Genomic DNA, 20,743 nt, shown 5'->3' with positions numbered 1-20,743 from the left:
CTGGCGGATGCGCCGTCCGCGCAGTTTTCGAGATCACAAAGGCGCGGCCCGGGCCCGGAATCCGGTACAGGGCCGGCTGTAACACTCGCCCCGCGCACTTTTGTCCCCGGCGAGTGCGGTAATTTTGAGACTGTGCTGATCTCCGACCGCGACATTCGTGCCGAAATTGACTCCCAACGGATCGTTCTGGAGCCGTTTGACCCTGCCATGGTGCAGCCGTCGTCGGTTGACGTCCGGATCGACAGGTTCTTCCGGCTGTTCGACAACCACAAGTACGCCCACATCGACCCGGCGGAGGACCAGCCCGAGCTGACCCGCCTGGTGGAGGTTGAGGCCGGCGAGCCCTTCATCCTGCACCCCGGGGAATTCGTCCTGGGCTCCACCTACGAAACGGTGACGCTCCCCGACGACATCGCCGCCCGGCTTGAGGGCAAATCCTCGCTGGGCCGGCTGGGCCTGCTGACGCACTCCACCGCAGGATTCATCGATCCGGGCTTCTCCGGACACGTGACGCTCGAACTGTCGAATATGGCGACGCTGCCCATCAAGCTGTGGCCGGGCATGAAAATCGGCCAGTTGTGCTTCTTCCAGCTCACTTCCGCCGCCGAGCACCCCTACGGCTCCGGCGAGTACGGCAACCGCTACCAGGGCCAGCGCGGCCCGACGGCGAGCCGCAGCCACTTGAACTTCCACCGCACGGACATCTGACCCGCGGGTTACCCGGCTATTCCTGCGCGGCGAATCGCTAGACGCCGTCGGCAGTCCGCACCGCGGGCGGTTTCGCCGGCCGGCGCAGCATCGCCACCACCGGCTCCACGAACCTGGCGGCCAGCGGGCCCGTCACGGCCATGATCAGCACGTACGCGGTGGCCAGTGCCGCGAGCTCCTGGGGCACCACGCCGGAGGCGACGGCCAGGCCGGCAATGACAATCGAGAACTCCCCACGGGCGATCAGCGCGGCGCCGGCACGGAAACGCCCCGCACGCCCGATCCCGGCCCTCTTGGCGGCCCAGATGCCCGTGATCATCTTGGTGAGGGCAGTGACGAAGGCCAGCAGCAGCGCCCAGCCGAGCACGGGAGGGATCGTGGAGGGGTCTGTATTGAGGCCGAAAACCACGAAGAAGATGGCCGCGAAAAGGTCCCGCAACGGCTCCAGGATCCTGGTGGCGCTGTGCGCGGTGGCACCCGAAATGGCGATTCCGAGCATAAAGGCCCCCACCGCCGCGGACACCTGCAAGGCCGAGGCCAGTCCGGCCACCAGCAGCGCGGCCCCAAGCAGGTTGAGCAGGAACACCTCGGAGTTTTCGCTGTGCACGGCCTTGGACACATGGTGACCGTGCCGCAGGGCCACCAGCAGCACGACCGTGACAACGGCGAGCGAAATCCCGACGGTCTGCAGCCCCACAACGAAGCTGACGCCGGCCAGGGTCGCGGTCAGGACCGGCAGGTAGACCGCCATGGCCAGGTCCTCGAACACGAGGATCGAGAGCACCACCGGAGTCTCGCGGTTGCCGATCCGGCCCAGGTCCGTGATCACCTTGGCCGCGATCCCCGAGGACGAGATGTAGGTGACCCCGCCCATCACCATCGCTCCCACGACTCCCCAGCCCAGCAGGACCGCGAGCAGGGCGCCCGGCAGGAAGTTCAGGACGAGGTCCAGGACGCCGGCCTGCCAGGAGCGGCGCAGCCCGGTCACCAACTCGGCCGCCGTATATTCCAATCCGAGCATAAGCAGGAGGAGGATGACCCCGATCTCGCTCGAGAGATGCGCGAACTCCTGCATTCCTTCGAGTTTGACAATGCCGCCGGCACCGAAGAACAGCCCTCCGAGCAGGTACAGCGGGATAGGGGACATGCCGATCCGCCCCGCCAGCCTCCCCAGCAGGCCGAGGCAGAACACGACGGCCCCGAGCTCGATCAGGGTCAGTGCCAGCGGATCCATACCGTCAGCCGTTGCGCAGGATGCCGGCCGCCGTGTCGAGGCCTTCTTGCGTTCCTACTGCAACGAGGAGATCGCCAGCGTGCAGGACGACGTCGGGTCCCGGCGAGGGGAGCACCTCGCCTTCGCGCATGATGGCCACAATCGAGGCGCCGCTCCTGGTGCGGATACGGGCCTTGCCCATCGGCTGGTTGTGGAAGGGAGAACCGGGGCCGATGGAGAACTGCCGGGTGACGATCCCCGGGATCTCGCGGTGGGCTTCGGAAAGCTGCATGGCCAGCCGCTGGCCGCCCAGCAGGTTACCCAGGGCGGCGGCTTCATCGGCGGTCAGCGGGATGGACGCCTGGCAGGTGTCCGGATCGTCCCACGTGGAGACGATCAGTTCGGTTTGGCCTTCGCGGTATTCCACGACGCCGATCCGCCGCCCGGAGGCGGTCATGAAATCCTTGCGCCGGCCCAGTCCCGGCAGGTCCGTTTCATCCACGTTCATTCCTCCAGCCTAGTGGGCCGGACGGCTTTCCGGGCAGCATCAGGCCGCGGGGACCACCGCGATGTCGGTCTCGTCCGGCGCCTTGACCGGCAGCAGGAGCATCAGCCCGGCCAGGAGCACCACCATGATGCCGAGGATGCCCCAGCGCTGCGCCTCGCCGGGCTCCACCAGCGGGGCAGCGACAGCGATGCAGAGCGTGAAGAGTGCGGGGGCCAGGAAGCTGACCGCCCGGCCGGTGGTGGCGTACAGGCCAAACAGCTCGCCGGATTCGCCGTGCGGGGCAAGCCGGGCCAGGTAGGCCCGCGAGGAGGACTGCGCCGGCCCCACGAAGAGGCACAGGAACAGGCCGAGTTCCAGAATGTGGTGGTGCCGGCCCAGTCCATGCCCAAGAAGGAATGGTTCCCGTTGCCGAGGACCAGGATCATCGAGCCGGCGATCAGCAGACCCACCAGCGACCCGACGATGACCGCCTTCGGCCCGATCCGGTCGTCGAGGAAGCCGCCCAGGATGGCACCCGCGGCGGCCACGACGTTCCCGAAGATCGCGAAGAAGATGACGTCCTTGAGCTCGAAGCCGAAGGTGCCGGCCGCGATGATGCCCCCGAAGGTGAAAACCGCGGCCAGCCCGTCCCGGAACACGGCACTGGCGAGCAGGAAGTAGATGGTGTGCGGGCTGGTCCGGTAGATCGCTTTGATCCGCCGCACCAGCAGGCCATAGGAGGCCAGGAACCCGGGGCCCGCGCCCCGTCGGGTCCTGGGCAGCTCCGGCACCGCAAACAGCACGGGCAGTGCGAAGATGAAGAACCACAAGGCCGAGAACACCGCGACCAGGCGGATGTTCAGACCGTCCTCCGTCGAGGCGCCAAACCACTCGAAGCTGGGCTGGACGAAGAGCTGGAGCACTATCAGCAGCGCCGCGATCCCGCCGAGGTACCCCATGCCCCAGCCGAAGCCGCTGACTTTGCCGATGTTCTTCGGCGTGGAGATTTGGGCGAGCATGGCGTTGTAGTTCACGCCGGCAAATTCGAAGAACACATTCGCCAGCGCAATCAGCGCCACTCCGGGCAGCAGGAACTCCGGACGCGGGAAGACGAAGAAGCACAGGGCGGTAAGGAGCGCGACGGCGGCCGTGTTGACCCCCAGCCACAGCTTCCGGCGCCCGCCGGTGTCCGAGCGCTGCCCGGTGACAGGTGCCAGCAGCGCGATGGCGGCACCGGCGATGGCCAGTGCGCCGCCCAGGACCGCGGAGGCCTGATCCTCCCCGCCGAAGGCATTCGAGGTCAGGTACACGGTGAAGACGAACGTGGTCATGACCGCGTTGAAGGCGGCCGAGCCCCAGTCCCAGGCTGCCCACGCGAGGATGCGGCCTTTGTCGGAGACCTGGCTTCCGGATTCCAGTTCCGAGGCGGGACGCATGGCCTCGGGGGCAGCGGTGGAGTTCATAGCGTGAATGTTATCCGCAGTGCGCCCGAGCCCGGCGAACCGTGTGAAAAGAATTTGTGCACGCTTGGTAAACTGTCCGGACTGAACCTAACGAGTGCCCGCCTGCCCCAACTTTGACCATCGACTTCCTGACGTTGCGGAGATACCAGTGATCACAGTCCTTGCCGTGCACTTTGCGGTGGCTGCTGTGGCGCCATTTCTCTTCCGGAAGTTCGGCCGGAATTCGTTCTACGCCCTCGCAGCGGTGCCCGCGGGCTCGTTCGCCTGGCTGGTCCTGCAGCACGGCGCCGTCTATCCCGGCGCCGCGGGAGACCAGAGCCGCGCCGCGGGCGGCAGCGCCGGCACCGGCCTGTCCGAGGTCCTGCCCTGGATCCCCGAACTGAAACTTGAGCTTGCCTTCCGGATGGACGCCCTGGCCTGGGTCATGTCCCTGCTTGTCCTCGGTGTGGGGGCGCTGGTGCTGGTTTACTGCGCCCGGTACTTCAAGGACAAGGACGACTACCTCGGCGGATTCGGCGCCCAGCTGCTGGCCTTCGCCGGGGTGATGTTCGGCCTTGTGACGGCAGATGACCTGCTCTTGATGTTCATCTTCTGGGAACTCACCACGGTCCTGTCCTACCTGCTGATCGGCTACGCCCGGACCAGGCTCTCAGCGCGGCGCTCGGCCCTGCAGGCCCTCATCGTGACCACCGCCGGCGGCCTGGCCATGCTGGTGGGCCTGATCATCCTCGGCTTCAACGCCGGGACCTACCGGATCTCGACCATCCTTGCGATGGCTCCCGCCCTCATCACCGGGCCCGCCGCGGGAGCCGTGGGCGCCGCCGTCGTGCTCATCCTGGTCGGTGCGATCACCAAATCGGCGCTCGTCCCGTTCCACTTCTGGCTCCCCGGCGCCATGGCGGCACCCACCCCGGTGAGCGCCTACCTGCACGCCGCGGCCATGGTGAAGGCCGGCATCTATCTCGTCGCACGGCTGGCGCCGGGATTCGCGGAGACCGCGTTCTGGCTGCCGGGGGTGCTCGGCCTCGGCCTCGCCACGATGCTGGTTGGCGGCTACCGGGCGCTGCGGCAGACGGATATCAAGCTCATCCTGGCCTACGGCACGGTCAGCCAGCTCGGCTTCCTGACCATGGTGGTGGGGCTCGGCAAACCCGACGCGGCGCTGGCGGGTCTTGCCCTGCTCCTCGCCCACGGGCTGTTCAAGGCGACCCTCTTCCTTGTCGTGGGCATCATCGACCACCAGGCCGGAACGCGTGATATCCGCAAGCTCTCGGGCGTCTACCGTTCCTCCCGCGCCCTCGCCGTCGTGGCCGCCATTGGCGCCGCATCGATGGCGGGCATCCCGCCGCTGGCCGGCTTCGTCGCGAAGGAATCGGTCTTCGAAGCCTTCGTCCACTACAGCACCGACCCCGCCGCCGGCCCGTGGGGACAGGGGACCCTGATCGGCCTCGTCCTGGGCTCCATCCTGACCTTCGCCTACAGTGCGCGGTTCATGTGGGGCGCCTTCGCTCTCAAGTCCGGCGTCGAGACCACCCCGTTCAAACCGATCAAGCCGGCTTTCCTGGCCGCCCCCGCCATCCTGAGCGTCCTGACCATCGGCTACGGACTCTGGCCGGCCCCGGTGGACGGCTGGATCCAACCCTACGCGGCACTTTTTGTGCCCGACGGCGAGGACCCGGCGGCCGCCGCCGGGCACCTTGCGCTGTGGCACGGGCTGACCCCGGCCCTGGGCCTGACCGCCATCACCTTCGCCCTCGGCCTGGCCATGTTCTATGGCCGCAACGCGGTCTCCCGGCTCCAGGGGCTGGTCCCCGGCTGGATCGACGGCGACCGTACGTACCAGCTGACCATCGGTGCGCTCGACGACGCCGCGGTCTGGATCACCGGGCGGACCCAGCGCGGCTCGCTGTACTTCTATCTGTCCGTCATCCTCACCGTGGCGTTCGTCCTGCCGCTGGCCGCGCTGGTGCTGGCCAACAAGCCGCTGCCGCAGGACCTCTACTTCATCGACCCCAACTCCCCGCTGCAGATCGTTGTGGGTGCCGGAATTGTGATCGGGGCGCTGGCCGCGGTGCGCGCCAACAAGCGCTTCCTGGCCGTGCTGATGGTGTCCGTGACCGGCTACGGCATTGCCCTGATGTTCGCGCTGCAGGGCGCCCCGGACCTCGCGCTGACCCAGATGCTGGTGGAATCCATCATCCTGGTGGCCTTCGTCCTGGCCATGCGCAGCCTTCCGGCCGAACTGCGCGACCGGACCGGCGGGAAGTATCGGGTGGTGCGGGTGATCATCGGCGCCGCCTTCGGCATCACCATGGTGTTCGTCGCCATCTTCGCCCTGGGCGCCCGGGTGGCCGCGCCCGTGTCGCTCGAGTTTCCGAAGCTGGCGTACGAGGGCGGCGGCGGACTGAACATTGTGAACGTGACCCTGGTGGACATCCGGGCCTGGGATACCTTCGGGGAGATCTCGGTGCTGGCGCTGGCGGCCACCGGCGTGGCCAGCCTGATCTTCGTCCGGGGCCGCGGCGAGGGGATCCGGGCATCCTCCACCGTGGCCGAGGGCACCGTCGGGCGCCGAAGCCCCGGCGCCGGCCGAGGAAGCACCCGCGACGATGCCACGCTGGCCATGAGCCGCCGGTTCGCGGCCTCCAGCCGGGACGCCTGGCTCGTCGCCGGCCGGACGATGGCGCCGGAACGCCGGTCGATCATCTTCGAAGTCGTCACGCGTCTGGTCTTCCACTCCATCATCGTCTTCTCCATCTACCTGCTCTTCGCAGGCCACAACTCGCCGGGCGGCGGCTTCGCCGGCGGCCTCACCGCCGGGCTGGCGCTCACCGTCAGGTACCTCGCCGGCGGCCGCTTCGAGCTGCGCGAGGCCACCCCGATCAGCGCCGGCACCCTGCTGGGCATCGGGCTCGCCACCGCGGCGGCATCGGGTCTGGCGCCGCTGCTGCTCGGCGGCCAAGTGTTCCAGAGCGCCATCATCGAGTTCTGGCTGCCGGTCTTCGGTGACGTCAAGTTCGTCACCTCCACGATCTTCGACATCGGCGTGTACATAGTCGTGGTCGGCCTGGCCCTGGATGTGCTGCGCAGCCTCGGCGCCGAAATCGACGAGCACTTCGAGGAACCCCCGCCCGCACCGTCCGACGAGGACCAGGAGACCGGCGGGATACCGGCCGACACCACAGCCATGGGGAACGCATGAGCGTCAACCTGACCCTGCTGACGGTCATGGGAGCCCTCTACGCGTGCGGCATCTACCTGATCCTGGAACGCAGCCTGACCCGGGTCCTGCTGGGCCTGATGCTGCTCGCGAACGCCACCAACCTGCTGATCCTCGCCACCGGCGGCTACGCCGGCCTGGCGCCGATGTACAGCAAGGACACCGCCGCCGGGGAGTACAACGATCCGCTGCCGCAGGCCCTGATCCTCACCTCGATTGTGATTTCCTTCGCCGTCACGGCGTTCATGCTCGGCATCATCTACCGGACCTGGGTGCTGGCCCGCGAGGATGAGATCCAGGACGACGCCGAGGACCGCCGGGTCGCGAAGACCCCCAGCTTCGACCTCGAGGACGACTCCGTGATCCCGGTGGAGACCTCCGAGTTCCCCCTGACCATGCTCGGCTCCGACGGCCAGTCGGTGTCCGACGTTCGCGACGGGGCCGGGGCCACGGTCAAAGTCGCCGGCCGCAAGCTGGACGCCGGCGAAGCCGCTTCGGAGGAACAGCCCGGATCCCTGAATGCCACCCCACCCAAGGAAGGAGGCGGACAGTGAACATCGCCAGTTTCGCCCCGCTTGCCGTCCTCCTTCCCATCCTCGGCGCCGCACTGACCTTCCTGCTGATCAGGCACTCGCGCGCTCAGCGGACCGTGAGCATCGCGCTGCTGTCCCTGACGCTGCTGCTTGAGTGCTGGCTGCTGGCCTCCGTCTGGAACGGCGGAACGGCGGCGGTCAACATCGGCGGCTGGCTCCCGCCGTGGGGCATCGTGATGGTGGTGGACCAGTTCTCCTCGCTGATGCTGGTGGTCTCCTCCTCCGTGAGCCTCGCCGTGCTGATTTACGCCACCGGGCAGGGCATGGCCGACGGCGACCGGGACGCGCCGGTGTCGATCTTCCATCCCACCTACCTGATCCTGGTGGCCGGGGTGTCCAACGCCTTCCTCTCCGGGGACCTGTTCAACCTGTACGTGGGGTTCGAGATCCTGCTGACCGCCAGCTACGTGCTGATGACCCTGGGCGGGACGGGGCCGCGGATCAGGGCCGGCGTGACCTACGTGGTGGTCTCCGTGGTGTCCTCGGTACTCTTCCTGATCGCGATCGCGATGATCTACGGCGCCACCGGCACCATCAACATGGCCGACCTCGCCGTCAAGCTCGCGGACCTGGACCAGGGCACGCAGAACCTGCTGCACGTGATGCTACTGGTGGCGTTCGGCATCAAGGCGGCCATTTTCCCGCTGTCCTTCTGGCTCCCGGACTCCTACCCGACGGCGCCGGCCCCGGTCACGGCGGTGTTCGCCGGGCTGCTCACCAAGGTGGGCGTCTACGCCATCGTCCGCACCGAAACACTGCTGTTCCCGGGCGACACCTTTAATGCCCCGCTGATGGTCGCCGCCCTGCTGACCATGATCGTGGGGATCCTGGGCGCCCTGGCCCAAAGCGATATCAAACGACTCCTGTCCTTCACCTTGGTCAGCCACATCGGCTACATGGTGTTTGGACTCGCGATGTCCTCGGTGGCCGGGCTGGGCGCCGCCGTCTTCTACGTTGCGCACCACATCACCATCCAGACCAGCCTGTTCCTGGTCACCGGCCTGATTGAACGCCGGGGCGGCAGTTCCTCGATGGACCGCGTCGCCGGGCTCGCGAAGCTGTCCCCGATGCTGGCGGTGCTGTTCTTCGTCCCGGCCATGAACCTGGCCGGCATCCCGCCGTTCTCCGGTTTTCTGGGCAAGCTCGGCCTGCTGCAGGCCGGGGTGCAGCTGGGAACCCCGCTGGCCTACGCACTGGTGATCGGCGGGGTGCTGACCAGCCTGCTGACCCTGCTAGCCATCGCCCGTGTCTGGAACCGCGCCTTCTGGCGCAAGCCCGAGGACGCCGAACACCCCGATCCGGTGCTGCTGGCGGCCCCCGAGGATGCGGCCACGGGGGACCGGGCCGGCAAAACCAACGTCACCCTGCTGCCGCGGACCATGGTGGGTTCCACCCTGGGCCTGGTCATCTTCGGCGTCGGGCTGACCATTTTCGCGGGTCCGCTGTTCAAAGTGGCGGACCAGTCCGCCGTAGACATGCTGGACCGGACCCCGTACATCCAGGCGGTCCTCGGCGAGGACGCGCCGGTCCCCGCGATCGCCCGGCCCGAGCCGCGGGTGGTGTCCAAATGAGCCGCAAACGGATCTCGTTGCGGCAGGAACTCCCACTGCTGGTGTGGCTCGTGATTGTCTGGGGTGCCCTCTGGCGGGACTTCAGCCCCGGGAACCTGCTCTTCGGTGCCCTTATCGCCGTCCTGGTGGCCCGGCTGTTTTACCTGCCGCCGGTGGAACTCGGCGGACGCTTCAACGTGCTCCGGGCGGTTCCGTTCGCCCTGATGTTCCTGGCCAAAGTGGTGGCAGCGAGCTTCCAGGTCCTGTACCTGGCCGTGGCGAAGGGACCCAGGGTGATCAGTGCCGTCGTCGCGGTCCCGCTCCGGAGCCATTCCGACCTGCTGGTCACCGCGACCGGCCACGTCACCGCGCTGATCCCCGGCTCGCTGGTCGTGGAGGTGGACCGCTCCACGTCCACGCTCTACATCCACGGGATCAACGTCCGCAGCGCCGCCGACGCCGCGCAGCTGCGCCAGGACGTTCGAGACACGGAAGCGGGACTCATCAGGATCATGGGCACCAAAGCCGAACTCTCCGCCCTCAACCAGGAGGTGGCGGCATGATGCAGCTGGTCCTGACCGTCACCGCCGTGGTGCTCTCCCTGGCTGCCGGAGGCGCGATTATCCGCATCGCCCGGGGCCCCTCGCTGCTGGACCGGGTGCTGGCCGCGGACGTGCTGCTCGCCATCGTGGGCGCCGCCTTGTGCGTCGACATGGCCGCGAACCGGCACCTCAACAACCTCATGCTGTTAGTGGCGGTGTCCCTGATCGGGTTCGTCGGCTCCGTCACGGTGGCCCGCTTCGTTGCCGACCGTCGGGAGAAGATCCGTGCATCCTGAGACATTTTCCGGCGATACCGTGATCGACGCCGTCTCGGCGGTCTTAATGGTGGTCGGCGCCCTGATGTCCCTCGCCGCGGCGGTGGGCCTGCTCCGGTTCCCGGACCTCATGACCCGGATGCATGCAGCCACCAAGCCGCAGGTGCTGGGGCTGTTCCTGCTGCTCTTCGCGCTGGGCCTGCAAATGCGCACCTGGTGGGTCTGGCCGGTGCTGGTGGTGGCGTGGATCTTCCAGCTGCTCACCGTGCCGGTGTCCGCGCACATGGTCGGCCGGGCCGGTTACCGGACGAAGCACCTGCACCCGGAGCTGCTCAGCTCGGACGACCTGGAGGCCGTGGTGCAGCAGGCGGCCGGAAAACGTGGTTTCGACGACGACGGCGGCGACGCTACCGCCGCCGGGCCGTAAGGTCGAGCGATGCGCACTAAACCAGGTCTTGTTAAACCAGGTCCCGGGACTTGGCGAAGCGGGTGATCGCACGCTGGGTGCCGCGGTTGGCGAGGACCTGGATGGTGGCGCTGACCGAGGCTGAGATCAGCGCGAAAGTCAGGGCCGAGCGCAGCGTGGTGGGCACATCGTGGTCGTGGTCCTTGGGCGGCTTGTTGCCCGTGGATTTCTCCCAGACGGTGTCAACGAGCTTGGTGCCGACGTAGCCGGCGAGCAGGCTGATGCCGGTGCCGAGCAGTTTGATGAAGATGTTCATTCTTCGGACTCCTTGTGGGGGAGGGAACAGGGCTTCCCCTAGCCTAGCGTTCCCGGCCAGGGGGTTCAGCCAAGGGACGCGGGACCGCCGCCGCGGGCCGGGACACAGCCCCTGCCTGCTGGGCGGCCCGGGACCAACGGCCCTGTCCGGCGGGCCCCGCCCGGTCCTACCTTCGAGCATGGACCAGCCGAAAACCCGGCCATGGAGCCATCCCCCGCCGCAGCCCGCCACATCGGCTGACGGCCAGACCTGGCGGCGGCTCTATTTCTGGACCGGCATCTCCTCGGTTCTCTTCGTGGCGCTGCTGATTCTGGCCCTGGTTCTGGACTTCGCCGCCCCGCCGCCGGTCCACGGAGGCGCCGAGACGCTCGAGTTCATCGCGCGGAACAAGGGGATCTACCTCGCCGAACAGCTGCTGTGGATCGTGCCGAACATCCTGCCGGTGCTGGTGTTCGTCGCCCTCTTCGTGGCGCTCGCCCCGCTCGACAAGAGCCTGGCCCTGCTGGCTACCGTGGCCGGCGGCCTGGCATGGGCATTGCTCCTCGCCGTCCCGGTCACCAGCAGGGGCTCGTTGGTGCTCATATACCTCAGCGACCGGTACACCGCGGCCGGCGATGACGCAGCCCGGCTCCGCTACGCGACCGCCGCCGAGGCCATCGTCGCAGAGAACAACACCCCCGCCATCGTCGGGGTCCTGTCCGCGTTCGGTATCCTGCTGATCTCCTGCGTCATGCTGCAGGGGGTGCTGCCGAGGACCCTCGCGTGGCTCGGGATAGCCACGGGCGGCCTGGGCGTCGTCTCGGAGGCGCTGCGGCACGCCGTCCCGGAATTCTACTGGGGCTATGGGGTGCTGCTGTGGATCTGGTTCGTGGCCGTGGGACTTGCGCTGATCCGGCTGGCGGCGCGGACGCCCCGGAGCAGCGGCAACCGCGACAGGCTAGGCTGACGCCCCGGAGTGGCCGAGGATTTCCGACAGGGCCTCAACCACCAGCTCATGGTCGGCCTTCTGCGGCAGCCCCGAGACCGTGACCGTGGCGACCATCCCGGTTCCGCGCAGGTAGATGGGGAAAGCGCCGCCGTGCGCGGCGAACTCCTGCTGGTCGAACCAGGCGTGATCCTCGATTCGTCCGCCGGCCGCCCGGGCCCGGAGCCCGACCAGCAGTGACGGGACTTCGTACCGCACGGCCGTTCGCTGTTTGGCCCTGATCCATCGTTCGTTGTCCGGGGTGGCACCCTCCAGCGCCGCGTGGAAAAGCACCTGCTCACCTTTGGTGATGTCGATGGCGATCGGGTGGGAGCGTTGCCGGCCCAGTTCCACCAGGAGGAGCCCAAGGTCCAGGGCATCGTCCTTGCTGAACGACCGGAACTGCAGCTCGTCCATTTCGGCCAGGATGCGGCCGATGAGTGTCCCCAGGGACCCGTGCGGCTGCGGTTCCGGGGAGTCCGGATCGTAGTCGGGGGAAGATACTGGTGAGGTGGTCAAAGAATTCAGCTTCCGTTGGTCCGCCGTGGGTGGCCGGCCCGCTGGCAGGTAGGCTGCGGCGTCCGGTTTTCCCGTGCCTTGCCGACTCTACCAAGCCGGCCGTTCCGGGTCACCGGTGCGAGCACCGGCGGATTGTGACGGCCGGCTCCGAAAAACGGCGCGCCACAGGTGTAAACTGGGCCACGCCCACAAGGGCGAAATTTAGATACGACAGGGGAGCGCCGCCGTCGGGCATCACCGGAGAAATCCGGGGACACCACAGGTGGGCGCTGAGAGTGCGGACAGCCGCAGACCCTCGAACCTGATCCGGTTAGTACCGGCGCAAGGGAGTCGAGTTCTCAGAGTGCGCGGGGCGGTGGCGGAGGCTGCTTCCCCGGGTCACTCTCCCCTCCTGTTCCTCAGGAGGAAAATATGACTGACACATCAGCCAAGCATGAATCTGCCGGGCACGAACCCGCCGGGCACGCAACTGCCACCACTCCCGCCAGACGGAGCCACAACTGGCGTGTGGTGGACATTGTGGTGGCCGCGTTGGTCGCGGTGGCCGGCGGCGTGATTTTCTGGGCCTGGTCCCAGGGCGCCAACCTTGTTTCCGCCCCGGTCAACGCGTTCTACCCGCCGCTTACCGGACTCTACGCCGGCGGCTGGATGATCCCCGCGGTACTGGGCATGCTCATCATCCGCAAGCCGGGCGCCGCGCTGTTCTGCGAAGGCGTGGCCGCCACCGGCGAGCTGATCATGGGTTCGCAGTACGGCACCACAGTGCTCTTCTCCGGCCTGTTGCAGGGCCTGGGCGCCGAATTGGTCTTCGCCGCCTTCATGTACAAGAAGTTCAACCTGCCGGTGTCCCTGTTGGCCGGTGCCGGGGCGGGCCTGTTCTGCGGCCTGAATGATTCGTTCATGCCCTGGGGCTGGAACATCGCCTACTCCGGCGGCGACAAGCTCGCGTACATCATTTTCACCGCCATCTCCGGCGCTCTGATCGCCGGCGCACTGTCCTGGCTCGCGACCCGCGGCCTGGCCAGGACCGGTGTGCTGAGTTCCTTTGCCTCCCGCAGGGCCGCCACGGAGCCGGTCTTCTCCTGACGTCCGCACTCTGACCATGAGATCCTCCGATACGGTCCGCCCGGCCACGGTCGCCGCCCGCGGCTGGGGCTGGCGGCACGCCGGCCGGTCCCGGCCGGCGGTCAGCAGCCTGGACCTGGACATCCGGCCCGGGGAGCGCGTGCTGCTGCTGGGACCCTCGGGTGCCGGCAAGTCCACGCTGCTCCACGCCCTGGCCGGGGTACTTGGCGACAGCTCCACCGGCGGTGCCGACCCAGCATCCGGCGCCGCGGCGGACGCCGAGGACGCGGACGAGTCCGGCAGCCTGCTGATCGACGGCGCCCCGCCGCGGTCCCGGCGCGGCCGGGCCGGGCTGATGCAGCAGGACCCGGAGACCCAGGTGGTGCTCTCGCGCCTCGGCGACGACGTCGCCTTCGGCGCGGAGAACCTCTCCGTGCCACCGGATGACATCTGGTCCCGGGTGGCGGAAGCGCTCGACGACGTCGGGCTGGGCCGGCTGCCGCTGGACCACCCGACGTCGTCGCTCTCCGGCGGGCAGAAACAGCGCCTGGCGCTCGCCGGCATCCTGGCGATGCGCCCCGGGCTGATCCTGCTCGATGAACCCACCGCCAACCTCGATCCCGCCGGCGTCCTGGAAGTCCGCGACGCCGTCGGCCGGTGCCTGGATAAAACCGGAGCCACCCTGGTGGTGGTGGAGCACCGGGTCTCGGTCTGGAAGGACCTTGTGGACCGGATCGTGGTGCTGCAGCCCGGCTCGGCCACGGACTCCGCTGTGCTGATCGACGGGCCGCCGGACCAGATCCTGGCGCAGGCACGGGACATGCTCACCGCGGCGGGAGTCTGGGTGCCGGGCTACGTGCCCCCGACCCGTGCGCGCGGCGGCACACGGGACACCGGCGCCTCCGGGGCATCCGCGGGGACGGCCCCCGGTGCCAGCACCGCGGGCCGGTTGCTGCTGGCCGCGGAGGACCTGGCCGTTTCGCGCGAACGCCCGCGGCGCGCCGGTCTCCGCGGCGGCTTCCGGTCCGTCCCGCCGCAACCCGTGCAGTCCGGCATCACGGCCCAGGTCCGGGCCGGGGAGGCCCTGACCATCACCGGGCCCAACGGCTCAGGGAAGTCCACCTTCGCCCTCACGCTCGCCGGGTTGCTCGCGCCGGTGTCCGGCAGGGTCTCCGCCACCGTGGAACTCAGCGCCGGCGCCGGGATCGACCCGTACCGGTGGAAGGCCCAGCAGCTGATCGCCCGGATCGGCACCGTGTTCCAGGAACCCGAGCACCAGTTCGTCACAGGCCGGGTGCTCGACGAGCTGATGGTCGGGCCCCGGCACCTGGGCCGCGGCGGGGAGCGTGTGGACGAACTGCTGGAGCGGCTGCGGCTCACGGAGCTGGTGGACGCCAATCCCTACACACTCTCCGGTGGTGAAAAGCGGCGCCTGTCGGTGGCCACCGTCCTTGCCGCCCATCCCCAGGTACTCGTTCTGGACGAGCCCACCTTCGGCCAGGACGCCAACACCTGGGCCGAGCTGGCCTCCTTCCTCTCCGAACTGCTCGACGATGGCACCGCCGTCGTGTCCGTGACGCACGATGCCGAATTCAGCGCGGTCCTGGGCGGCACCGGGCTGAGCCTCCGGGCCCCGGAACACCGGGCCCCGGGCCCCCGGAAACCGGGCCCCCGGAAACCGGGAGACCCAGAACCGGGCCCCCGGCAAACGCGGAAGGTCGCCGCGCCATGAGGCAGGAACTGACGTTGCGCGGGAACCATGCCCTGCTGACCCGCGCGAACCCGCTGGCGAAGTTCGCAGCCGTAATGCTCATCACGATGGTGCTGGCGCTGTCGATCGACTGGGTGTCCGCTTCGGTTGCCCTTGCGTTCGAGCTGGCGCTCCTGCCGCTGGCCGGCCTGACCCTCGGCCTGCTCTGGCAGCGGGGCTGGCCGCTGATCCTGGCCGCCGCACTGGGCGGCTGGAGCACCACGATCCTGGCCCCCGACAGCGGGAGCATCCTGCTCGACGCCAGGATCTGGTCCATCAGCGAAGGGTCCCTCGAACTCGGGGTGGGGTTCATGATCCGCGGTCTGGCCATCGCGCTGCCGGCGGTGCTGCTGATGAGCTGCACGGACCCCACGGACCTGGCGGACGCCCTCGCGCAGAAGGCGAAGCTGCCGCACCGTTTCGTCCTCGGGACCCTGGCCGCGATGCGGCTCGTTGGGCTCATGGCCGAAGAATGGCAGACCATCGGGATGGCACGCCGCGCCCGCGGCGTAGGCTCCCACGGGAATCCGCGGCAGCGGCTCCGCGCCGCCCTGGGGCAGGGCTTCGGGCTGCTGGTGCAGGCCGTCCGGCGCGCCTCCCGGCTCGCGGTCACCATGGAAGCCCGGGGCTTCGGCGGCGCACACCGGACCTGGGCCCGGAAATCGACCTACAGCGGCGTGGACGCCTGGGTGCTGCTGGGCGGGGTCCTGATCGCCGGCGCCGCCGTCGCTGCCTCGCTGGCGGCGGGAACCTGGAACATGGTCTTCCTCGCCCGGCAGTAGCAGCGGATATCGCACGGCGCGGGTATGCCTGTGAGATTAGCGGCATTCCGGCCGGAATTACGTTGACTAATAACTCATCCGTGATATTTTCTGGGGATGACTCAAGAGACTGCTGAAGAAGTTGGTGCCCTGCTCCGCGACGCCCGCGGCCAGAAAGGCTGGACCCAGGGGCAGCTCGCCGCCGAGCTGGGGACCAGCCAGAGCGCGATTGCCCGCATGGAACAGGGCAAGCAGAACCTGAGCCTGAAAATGATCCAGCGGCTCGAGTCCATCTTCGGCCGGAGCATCGTCAAGGTGGGCAGGCCGGCCATGACGCACCTCCGGGTCGAGGGTGGCCGCACCTTGTCCGGCTCCGTCGACGTCAACAGCAGCAAGAACGCCGGCGTCGCCCTGCTCTGCGCCAGCCTGATCAACCGCGGCACCACGACCCTGCGGCGGCTCGCCCGGATCGAAGAGGTCAACCGGATCGTCGAGGTGCTGACCAGCATCGGCGTCGAATGCACCTGGCTCAACGCCAACGACCTGCAGATCCGCCGCCCCGCCGTGCTGGATCTCGCTTCGATGGACGTCGAGGCGGCCCGCCGGACCCGCAGCGTCATCATGCTGCTGGGGCCGCTCCTGGACGAATCCAGTGAGTACCGGCTGCCCTACGCCGGCGGCTGCGACCTCGGTACCCGCACCGTGCAGCCGCACATGCAGGCGCTGCGCCAGTTCGGCCTCAGCGTCGACGCCAAGGCCGGCTTCTACGCCGTGCAGGCGCCGCCGTCGGACGGGCTTGACCGCTCCTTTGTACTCAGCGAACGCGGCGACACCGTCACCGAAAACGCCATCATGGCCGCCGCGCACCGCAGCGGCACCACTGTCATCCGCAACGCCAGCCCCAATTACATGGTGCAGGATCTTTGCTTCTACCTGCAGATGCTCGGCGTCGGGATCGAGGGCGTGGGGACCACGACGCTGAAGATCACCGGCCGCCCCGCCGTTCACGCCGACATCGAATACTTCCCCTCCGAGGACCCGATCGAGGCGATGAGCCTGATCACCGCCGGTATCGTCACGAACTCGGAAGTGACCATCCGGCGCGTCCCGATCGAGTTCATGGAAATCGAACTCGCGACGCTGGAACAGATGGGCCAGCGGCTGGAGGTCTCCGGCGAGTACCTGGCCCGGAACGGGCGCACCCGGCTGGTGGACGTCACCACCCGGACCTCGGAACTGCGCGCCCCCGAGGACAAGATCCACCCCATGCCCTTCCCCGGGCTGAACATCGACAACCTGCCCTTCTTCGCGGTCATCGCCGCGAATGCCCAGGGCCAGACGATGATCCACGACTGGGTCTATGACAACCGGGCGATCTACCTGACCGAGCTGAACAAACTCGGCGCCCAGGTGCAGCTGCTGGATCCGCACCGGATCTATGTCAAGGGACCCACCAAATGGCGTGCGGCCGAGGTGGGCTGCCCGCCGGCACTCCGCCCCGCTGCCTGCCTGCTGCTGGCGATGCTCGCGGCCCGCGGCGTTTCGGAACTGCGCAACATCTACGTGATCGAGCGCGGCTACGAGGACCTGGCCGAGCGGCTCAACACCATCGGCGCGAAGATCGAGTACTTCCAGGAGTGAATCCTCCGGACAAATCCAGGCAACGCGGGGTCACTCCGCGCCCATCCTGAGGCCCTGCATGGGCGCGGTGTGACCCCGCGTTGGGTAGAGCGTTTCGGCGGATCCTGTCGCACAATAGAACCATGCGCACCTTCGGCGTGGAGGAAGAACTGCTGATAGTGGACCCCGAAACGGGTTTGCTGCTCGCCCTCGCCGAGGTCATGCTGCCCAGCCTGGTCCCGCCGAAGCAGGACGCGGGCGCGGTTGACCCGGCACGGCTGCATGACGCCGGCGTGGGCACCGATTTCAGCCACGAACTCAAACTGGAACAGATCGAAACCCAGACGCGGCCGTGCCTGGACCACACCGAACTGCTCCGGCAGCTCAATCAGGGCCGGGCACTCGCGGACCGCGCCGCCCGGGTGCACGGCGGCCGCGTCGCCGCGCTCGCCACCTCCCCGCACCGCGCCGCCACCCACCTGACGCCGAATCAGCGCTATCTGACCATGCAGGAACGCTTCGGACTCACGGTCCGGAACCAGCTGACCTGCGGCCTGCACGTCCATACCTTCGTGGAGTCTCCGGAGGAAGGCGTGGCGGTGATGGACCGGATCCGCGACAAGCTCGCCGTGCTGATCGCGCTCAGCGCGAACTCGCCCTACTGGAACGGCGCGGAGACCGGGTTCGAAAGCTACCGCACGCAGGCCTGGAACCGGTGGCCGGGCTCCGGCCCCACGATGATCTTCGGCAGCCTGCCGGTCTACCGGCGGGTGGTGACGCGGCTGATCGAAAGCGGCGTCCTGATGGACGAAGGGATGATCTACTTCGACGCGCGGCTGTGCCGGCAGCATCCCACCGTGGAGATCCGGGTCGCCGATGTCTGCCTGCGCGCCGAGGACGCGGCGCTGATCGCCGTGCTTGTGCGCGCGCTCGTCGAGTCGGCGTCCCGGGAATGGAACGACGGCGTCGATCCCGCCCCGGTGCCGACGCTGCTGCTGCGGATGGCTGCGTGGCAGGCCAGCAACTGCGGACTCGGCGGGCAGTTGCTGGACTTCGGAACCTTCACCCCGGCCCCCGCCGCGGAGGTGGTCCACGCGCTGGTGGACTTTGTGGCCCCCGTGCTGGAGGAGCAGGGTGAGCTGGACCTGGTGCGGGCGGGCGTCGGCCGAATCCTGGCGGAGGGCACAGGGTCGCAGCTGCAGCGGGAGCCGTTTCCCGCAGGCGGGCTGGCCGCCGTCGTCGAACGGGCCGTCGACGTGACCATGCAGGGAACCATAACCGGGGACCCGGCGGCCCAGGGCTCATCCCTGGGCAGGGTCCGCCGCGGCCGACCCTGACCGCGGACCGTAACAGCCCTAAACCTGCTTGAGCCCCTGGCCGAGGTCGCGGGTCAGGTCCTCGAGGTCCTCGAGGCCCACGGAGAGGCGCACCACCCCGTCACTAAGCCCGATCGCCGCCCGGCCTCCGGGCCCCATGGCGCGGTGCGTTGTGGTGGCGGGGTGGGTGATGAGCGACTTCGAATCGCCCAGGTTGTTCGAGATATCGATGATCCGCAGCGCGTCGAGCAGCGCGAACGCAGCCTCTCTCGCTGAACGCCCGGCGGACGGGGAGAGCTCGAAGGTCAGCACGGTGCCGCCGGCCTTCATTTGCCGGGCGGCCAGTTCGTACTGCGGGTGGGACGGCAGCAGCGGGTACCTGACCCAGCTGACCGCGGGCTGCTCCTCCAGCCATTCGGCAAGCTGCAGCGCGGAGGCGGAGGAATGGTTCACGCGCAGGGCCATGGTCTCCAGCCCCTTGGTCAGCACCCAGGCGTTGAACGCGGAGAGCGCCGGGCCGGTGTGGCGCATGAGCTGCTTGACGGGACCCTCGATGAACTCCTTGGTGCCCAGGATCGCGCCGCCGAGCACCCGGCCCTGGCCGTCGATGTGTTTGGTCCCCGAATACACGACCACGTCCGCGCCGAGCTCCCCGCAGCGCTGCAGCAGGGGGGTGGCAAAGACATTGTCGACGACGACCGTCGCCCCGGCGGCGTGCGCCAGGTCGCTCACGGCGGCGATATCCACAATTTCCTGCATTGGGTTCGACGGCGACTCGAAGAAGACGGCCGTGGTCGGTTCGGACAGCGCGGACCGCCACTGCTCCAGGTCCGGGCCGTCCACAAAGACCGTCTCGACGCCCCAGCGGGGAAGAATTTCGTTGAGGATCACGAAGCAGGATCCGAACAGCGAACGGGCCGCGACCACCCGGTCGCCGGCGGCCAGCAGGGCGCCGAGGGCGGTGAAGACCGCGGACATGCCCGAGGCGGTGGCGAAGCATGCCTCGGTGCCCTCGAGCAGCCGGAGCCGTTCCTGGAAGGTGGCCACCGAGGGGTTGCCGTAGCGGGAGTAGACGAAGCGCTCGTCCTCGCCGGTGAAGGCGCGCTCCGCGGCGGCCGCGGATTCGTACACGAAGCCGGAGTTCAGGAAGACCGGTTCGGACGTTTCCTGGAAGGCGGTGCGGTCGAGTCCGCCGCGGACGGCCTGGGTGTCGGCGCTCCAGCCGGCGGCGTCAGGGTTGAAGGTCACTTAGTGCTTTCCGAGGTGGTGGGCAGGCCGCGGTTCTTCCAGCCGTTGACGGTGCGTTCGCCGTGGCGGTCCGGCTCGCCCTCGAAGCCCTCAAGGACGTTGTAGGACATGAACCCGGCCTCCGTCGCCGCCGTCGCCGCGGCCACGGACCGGGCGCCCGAACGGCACAGGAAGACCAGTTCGGTGCTGCCGCCGGGCGCCTGTTGTTTCAGCTGCAGCGTTAGCTGTTCTATGAAGCGCGCATTGGGGATGCCGCCGGCCAGGTTCCACTGGATGAAGAGCGGGTCATTGCGCTTGATGCCCGCGGCCGCGGTGTCCGGGATGCCGATGTGAGCCCATTCGCCCTCGGTACGGACGTCCACCAGAATGGCGCCGTCCTCCAGCTTGGCCCAGGCCTCCTGCGGGCTGAGGTCCCCGGCGTAGCTCACGCGTGGCCCCCGCCGTCGAACTCGAGATCATCCACGGCATTGGCGACGGCGGCGTCGGCGCTGGCGACCGCGGCCGGCAGCACCACGGCCTGCGCCACGATGACGCGGCCGCCGTTGGACGTGGCGGCCGGGCCGCCGTGCAGCACATAGCCCTCGGCGAGGGCGGCCGAGACGCGCTCGCAGAAGGCGCGGTCATCGGGGCCCGTGAACAGGCGGTATGCCAGTTTCTCCCCGGCGGCACCGTGGACTGCGGGGGCGGGTGCTGTTGCGGGGACAGCGGGGGCGGAAGCGTCAGGCAC

At 68.6% G+C, this 20,743-nt stretch carries 20 protein-coding genes, 1 pseudogene and 1 riboswitch; of the genes and pseudogenes, 13 read left to right on the top strand and 8 right to left on the bottom strand.

The window, feature by feature from the left end:
- The first annotated feature begins 132 nt into the window (after positions 1–132).
- Positions 133–708: a dCTP deaminase gene (gene dcd / locus ACZYZ3_RS07395; RefSeq protein ID WP_463963176.1), complete on the top strand. Its 576-nt coding sequence runs from the start codon at positions 133–135 to the stop codon at positions 706–708.
- A gap of 37 nt (positions 709–745) precedes the next feature.
- Here dcd and ACZYZ3_RS07390 read toward each other — a convergent pair whose 3' ends face one another.
- The 3 genes and pseudogenes from ACZYZ3_RS07390 to ACZYZ3_RS07380 form a co-directional block, all read right to left on the bottom strand.
- On the bottom strand, positions 746–1,942 hold the full coding sequence (locus ACZYZ3_RS07390) for a cation:proton antiporter (protein WP_463963175.1): 1,197 nt from the start codon (positions 1,940–1,942) through the stop codon (positions 746–748).
- A 4-nt stretch (positions 1,943–1,946) separates the two neighbouring features.
- Positions 1,947–2,429 (bottom strand): cation:proton antiporter regulatory subunit, encoded by a 483-nt coding sequence (locus tag ACZYZ3_RS07385; RefSeq protein WP_463963174.1) that lies wholly within the window; start codon positions 2,427–2,429, stop codon positions 1,947–1,949.
- 39 nt (positions 2,430–2,468) lie between these two features.
- Positions 2,469–3,871, bottom strand: a pseudogene (locus ACZYZ3_RS07380) (MFS transporter).
- Between the two features lie 148 nt (positions 3,872–4,019).
- Here ACZYZ3_RS07380 and ACZYZ3_RS07375 point away from each other — a divergent pair.
- Genes ACZYZ3_RS07375 through mnhG form a run of 6 tightly spaced genes read left to right on the top strand, consistent with a single transcriptional unit; the run spans position 4,020 to position 10,478 of the window.
- Complete coding sequence (locus ACZYZ3_RS07375; RefSeq protein WP_463963173.1) at positions 4,020–7,073, top strand: Na+/H+ antiporter subunit A; 3,054 nt, start codon at positions 4,020–4,022, stop codon at positions 7,071–7,073.
- Positions 7,070–7,645: a Na(+)/H(+) antiporter subunit C gene (locus tag ACZYZ3_RS07370; RefSeq protein ID WP_463963172.1), complete on the top strand. Its 576-nt coding sequence runs from the start codon at positions 7,070–7,072 to the stop codon at positions 7,643–7,645. Before ACZYZ3_RS07375 ends, ACZYZ3_RS07370 begins: the two co-directional genes overlap by 4 nt.
- The gene (locus tag ACZYZ3_RS07365; protein ID WP_463963171.1) at positions 7,642–9,255 is read left to right on the top strand and encodes a Na+/H+ antiporter subunit D; all 1,614 of its coding nucleotides are present in this window, start codon (positions 7,642–7,644) and stop codon (positions 9,253–9,255) included. The genes ACZYZ3_RS07370 and ACZYZ3_RS07365 overlap by 4 nt, the downstream gene beginning before the upstream one ends.
- Positions 9,252–9,797, top strand: coding sequence for a Na+/H+ antiporter subunit E (locus ACZYZ3_RS07360; RefSeq protein WP_463963170.1), 546 nt, complete (start codon positions 9,252–9,254; stop codon positions 9,795–9,797). Before ACZYZ3_RS07365 ends, ACZYZ3_RS07360 begins: the two co-directional genes overlap by 4 nt.
- Complete coding sequence (locus ACZYZ3_RS07355; protein ID WP_463963169.1) at positions 9,794–10,072, top strand: MrpF/PhaF family protein; 279 nt, start codon at positions 9,794–9,796, stop codon at positions 10,070–10,072. The genes ACZYZ3_RS07360 and ACZYZ3_RS07355 overlap by 4 nt, the downstream gene beginning before the upstream one ends.
- Positions 10,062–10,478, top strand: coding sequence for a monovalent cation/H(+) antiporter subunit G (gene mnhG / locus ACZYZ3_RS07350; protein WP_463963168.1), 417 nt, complete (start codon positions 10,062–10,064; stop codon positions 10,476–10,478). Before ACZYZ3_RS07355 ends, mnhG begins: the two co-directional genes overlap by 11 nt.
- 31 nt (positions 10,479–10,509) lie before the next feature.
- On the opposite strand, the gene ACZYZ3_RS07345 is transcribed toward mnhG, so the two are convergent.
- The gene (locus ACZYZ3_RS07345) at positions 10,510–10,773 is read right to left on the bottom strand and encodes a DUF4235 domain-containing protein (protein ID WP_463963167.1); all 264 of its coding nucleotides are present in this window, start codon (positions 10,771–10,773) and stop codon (positions 10,510–10,512) included.
- Positions 10,774–10,951: 178 nt separating this feature from the next.
- Between ACZYZ3_RS07345 and ACZYZ3_RS07340 the strand changes: the two genes are divergently transcribed.
- Positions 10,952–11,719, top strand: coding sequence for a DUF4386 family protein (locus ACZYZ3_RS07340; RefSeq protein WP_463963166.1), 768 nt, complete (start codon positions 10,952–10,954; stop codon positions 11,717–11,719).
- Here the strand turns inward: ACZYZ3_RS07340 and ACZYZ3_RS07335 are convergent.
- On the bottom strand, positions 11,711–12,256 hold the full coding sequence (locus ACZYZ3_RS07335; RefSeq protein ID WP_463963165.1) for a heme-degrading domain-containing protein: 546 nt from the start codon (positions 12,254–12,256) through the stop codon (positions 11,711–11,713). The genes ACZYZ3_RS07340 and ACZYZ3_RS07335 overlap by 9 nt on opposite strands.
- 202 nt (positions 12,257–12,458) lie before the next feature.
- A riboswitch (TPP riboswitch) is annotated at positions 12,459–12,602 on the top strand.
- Between the two features lie 65 nt (positions 12,603–12,667).
- Between ACZYZ3_RS07335 and ACZYZ3_RS07330 the strand changes: the two genes are divergently transcribed.
- The 5 genes from ACZYZ3_RS07330 (at position 12,668) to ACZYZ3_RS07310 (ending at position 18,789) form a co-directional block, all read left to right on the top strand.
- The gene (locus tag ACZYZ3_RS07330) at positions 12,668–13,342 is read left to right on the top strand and encodes an ECF transporter S component (protein WP_463963164.1); all 675 of its coding nucleotides are present in this window, start codon (positions 12,668–12,670) and stop codon (positions 13,340–13,342) included.
- Positions 13,343–13,358: 16 nt separating this feature from the next.
- A complete protein-coding gene (locus ACZYZ3_RS07325) occupies positions 13,359–15,053 on the top strand; it encodes an ABC transporter ATP-binding protein (protein ID WP_463963163.1) in 1,695 nt (564 codons plus the stop codon).
- Positions 15,050–15,853 carry an energy-coupling factor transporter transmembrane component T family protein gene (locus ACZYZ3_RS07320; RefSeq protein ID WP_463963162.1) on the top strand — a complete coding sequence of 268 codons (804 nt, stop codon included), beginning with the start codon at positions 15,050–15,052 and terminating at the stop codon, positions 15,851–15,853. The genes ACZYZ3_RS07325 and ACZYZ3_RS07320 overlap by 4 nt, the downstream gene beginning before the upstream one ends.
- A 96-nt stretch (positions 15,854–15,949) precedes the next feature.
- Positions 15,950–17,473 carry a UDP-N-acetylglucosamine 1-carboxyvinyltransferase gene (locus ACZYZ3_RS07315; protein ID WP_463963161.1) on the top strand — a complete coding sequence of 508 codons (1,524 nt, stop codon included), beginning with the start codon at positions 15,950–15,952 and terminating at the stop codon, positions 17,471–17,473.
- Positions 17,474–17,595: 122 nt separating this feature from the next.
- Positions 17,596–18,789, top strand: coding sequence for a glutamate--cysteine ligase 2 (locus ACZYZ3_RS07310; RefSeq protein ID WP_463963160.1), 1,194 nt, complete (start codon positions 17,596–17,598; stop codon positions 18,787–18,789).
- 18 nt (positions 18,790–18,807) lie between these two features.
- On the opposite strand, the gene ACZYZ3_RS07305 is transcribed toward ACZYZ3_RS07310, so the two are convergent.
- Genes ACZYZ3_RS07305 through ACZYZ3_RS07295 form a run of 3 tightly spaced genes read right to left on the bottom strand, consistent with a single transcriptional unit; the run spans position 18,808 to position 20,743 of the window.
- The gene (locus ACZYZ3_RS07305; protein ID WP_463963159.1) at positions 18,808–20,016 is read right to left on the bottom strand and encodes an O-succinylhomoserine sulfhydrylase; all 1,209 of its coding nucleotides are present in this window, start codon (positions 20,014–20,016) and stop codon (positions 18,808–18,810) included.
- Complete coding sequence (locus ACZYZ3_RS07300) at positions 20,013–20,444, bottom strand: rhodanese-like domain-containing protein (RefSeq protein ID WP_463963158.1); 432 nt, start codon at positions 20,442–20,444, stop codon at positions 20,013–20,015. The genes ACZYZ3_RS07305 and ACZYZ3_RS07300 overlap by 4 nt, the downstream gene beginning before the upstream one ends.
- The gene (locus ACZYZ3_RS07295) at positions 20,441–20,743 is read right to left on the bottom strand and encodes a DUF1737 domain-containing protein (RefSeq protein WP_463963157.1); all 303 of its coding nucleotides are present in this window, start codon (positions 20,741–20,743) and stop codon (positions 20,441–20,443) included. Before ACZYZ3_RS07295 ends, ACZYZ3_RS07300 begins: the two co-directional genes overlap by 4 nt.

This window comes from Pseudarthrobacter linnaei (assembly GCF_055412825.1).
This window is presented reverse-complemented; position numbering and strand designations above follow the sequence as displayed.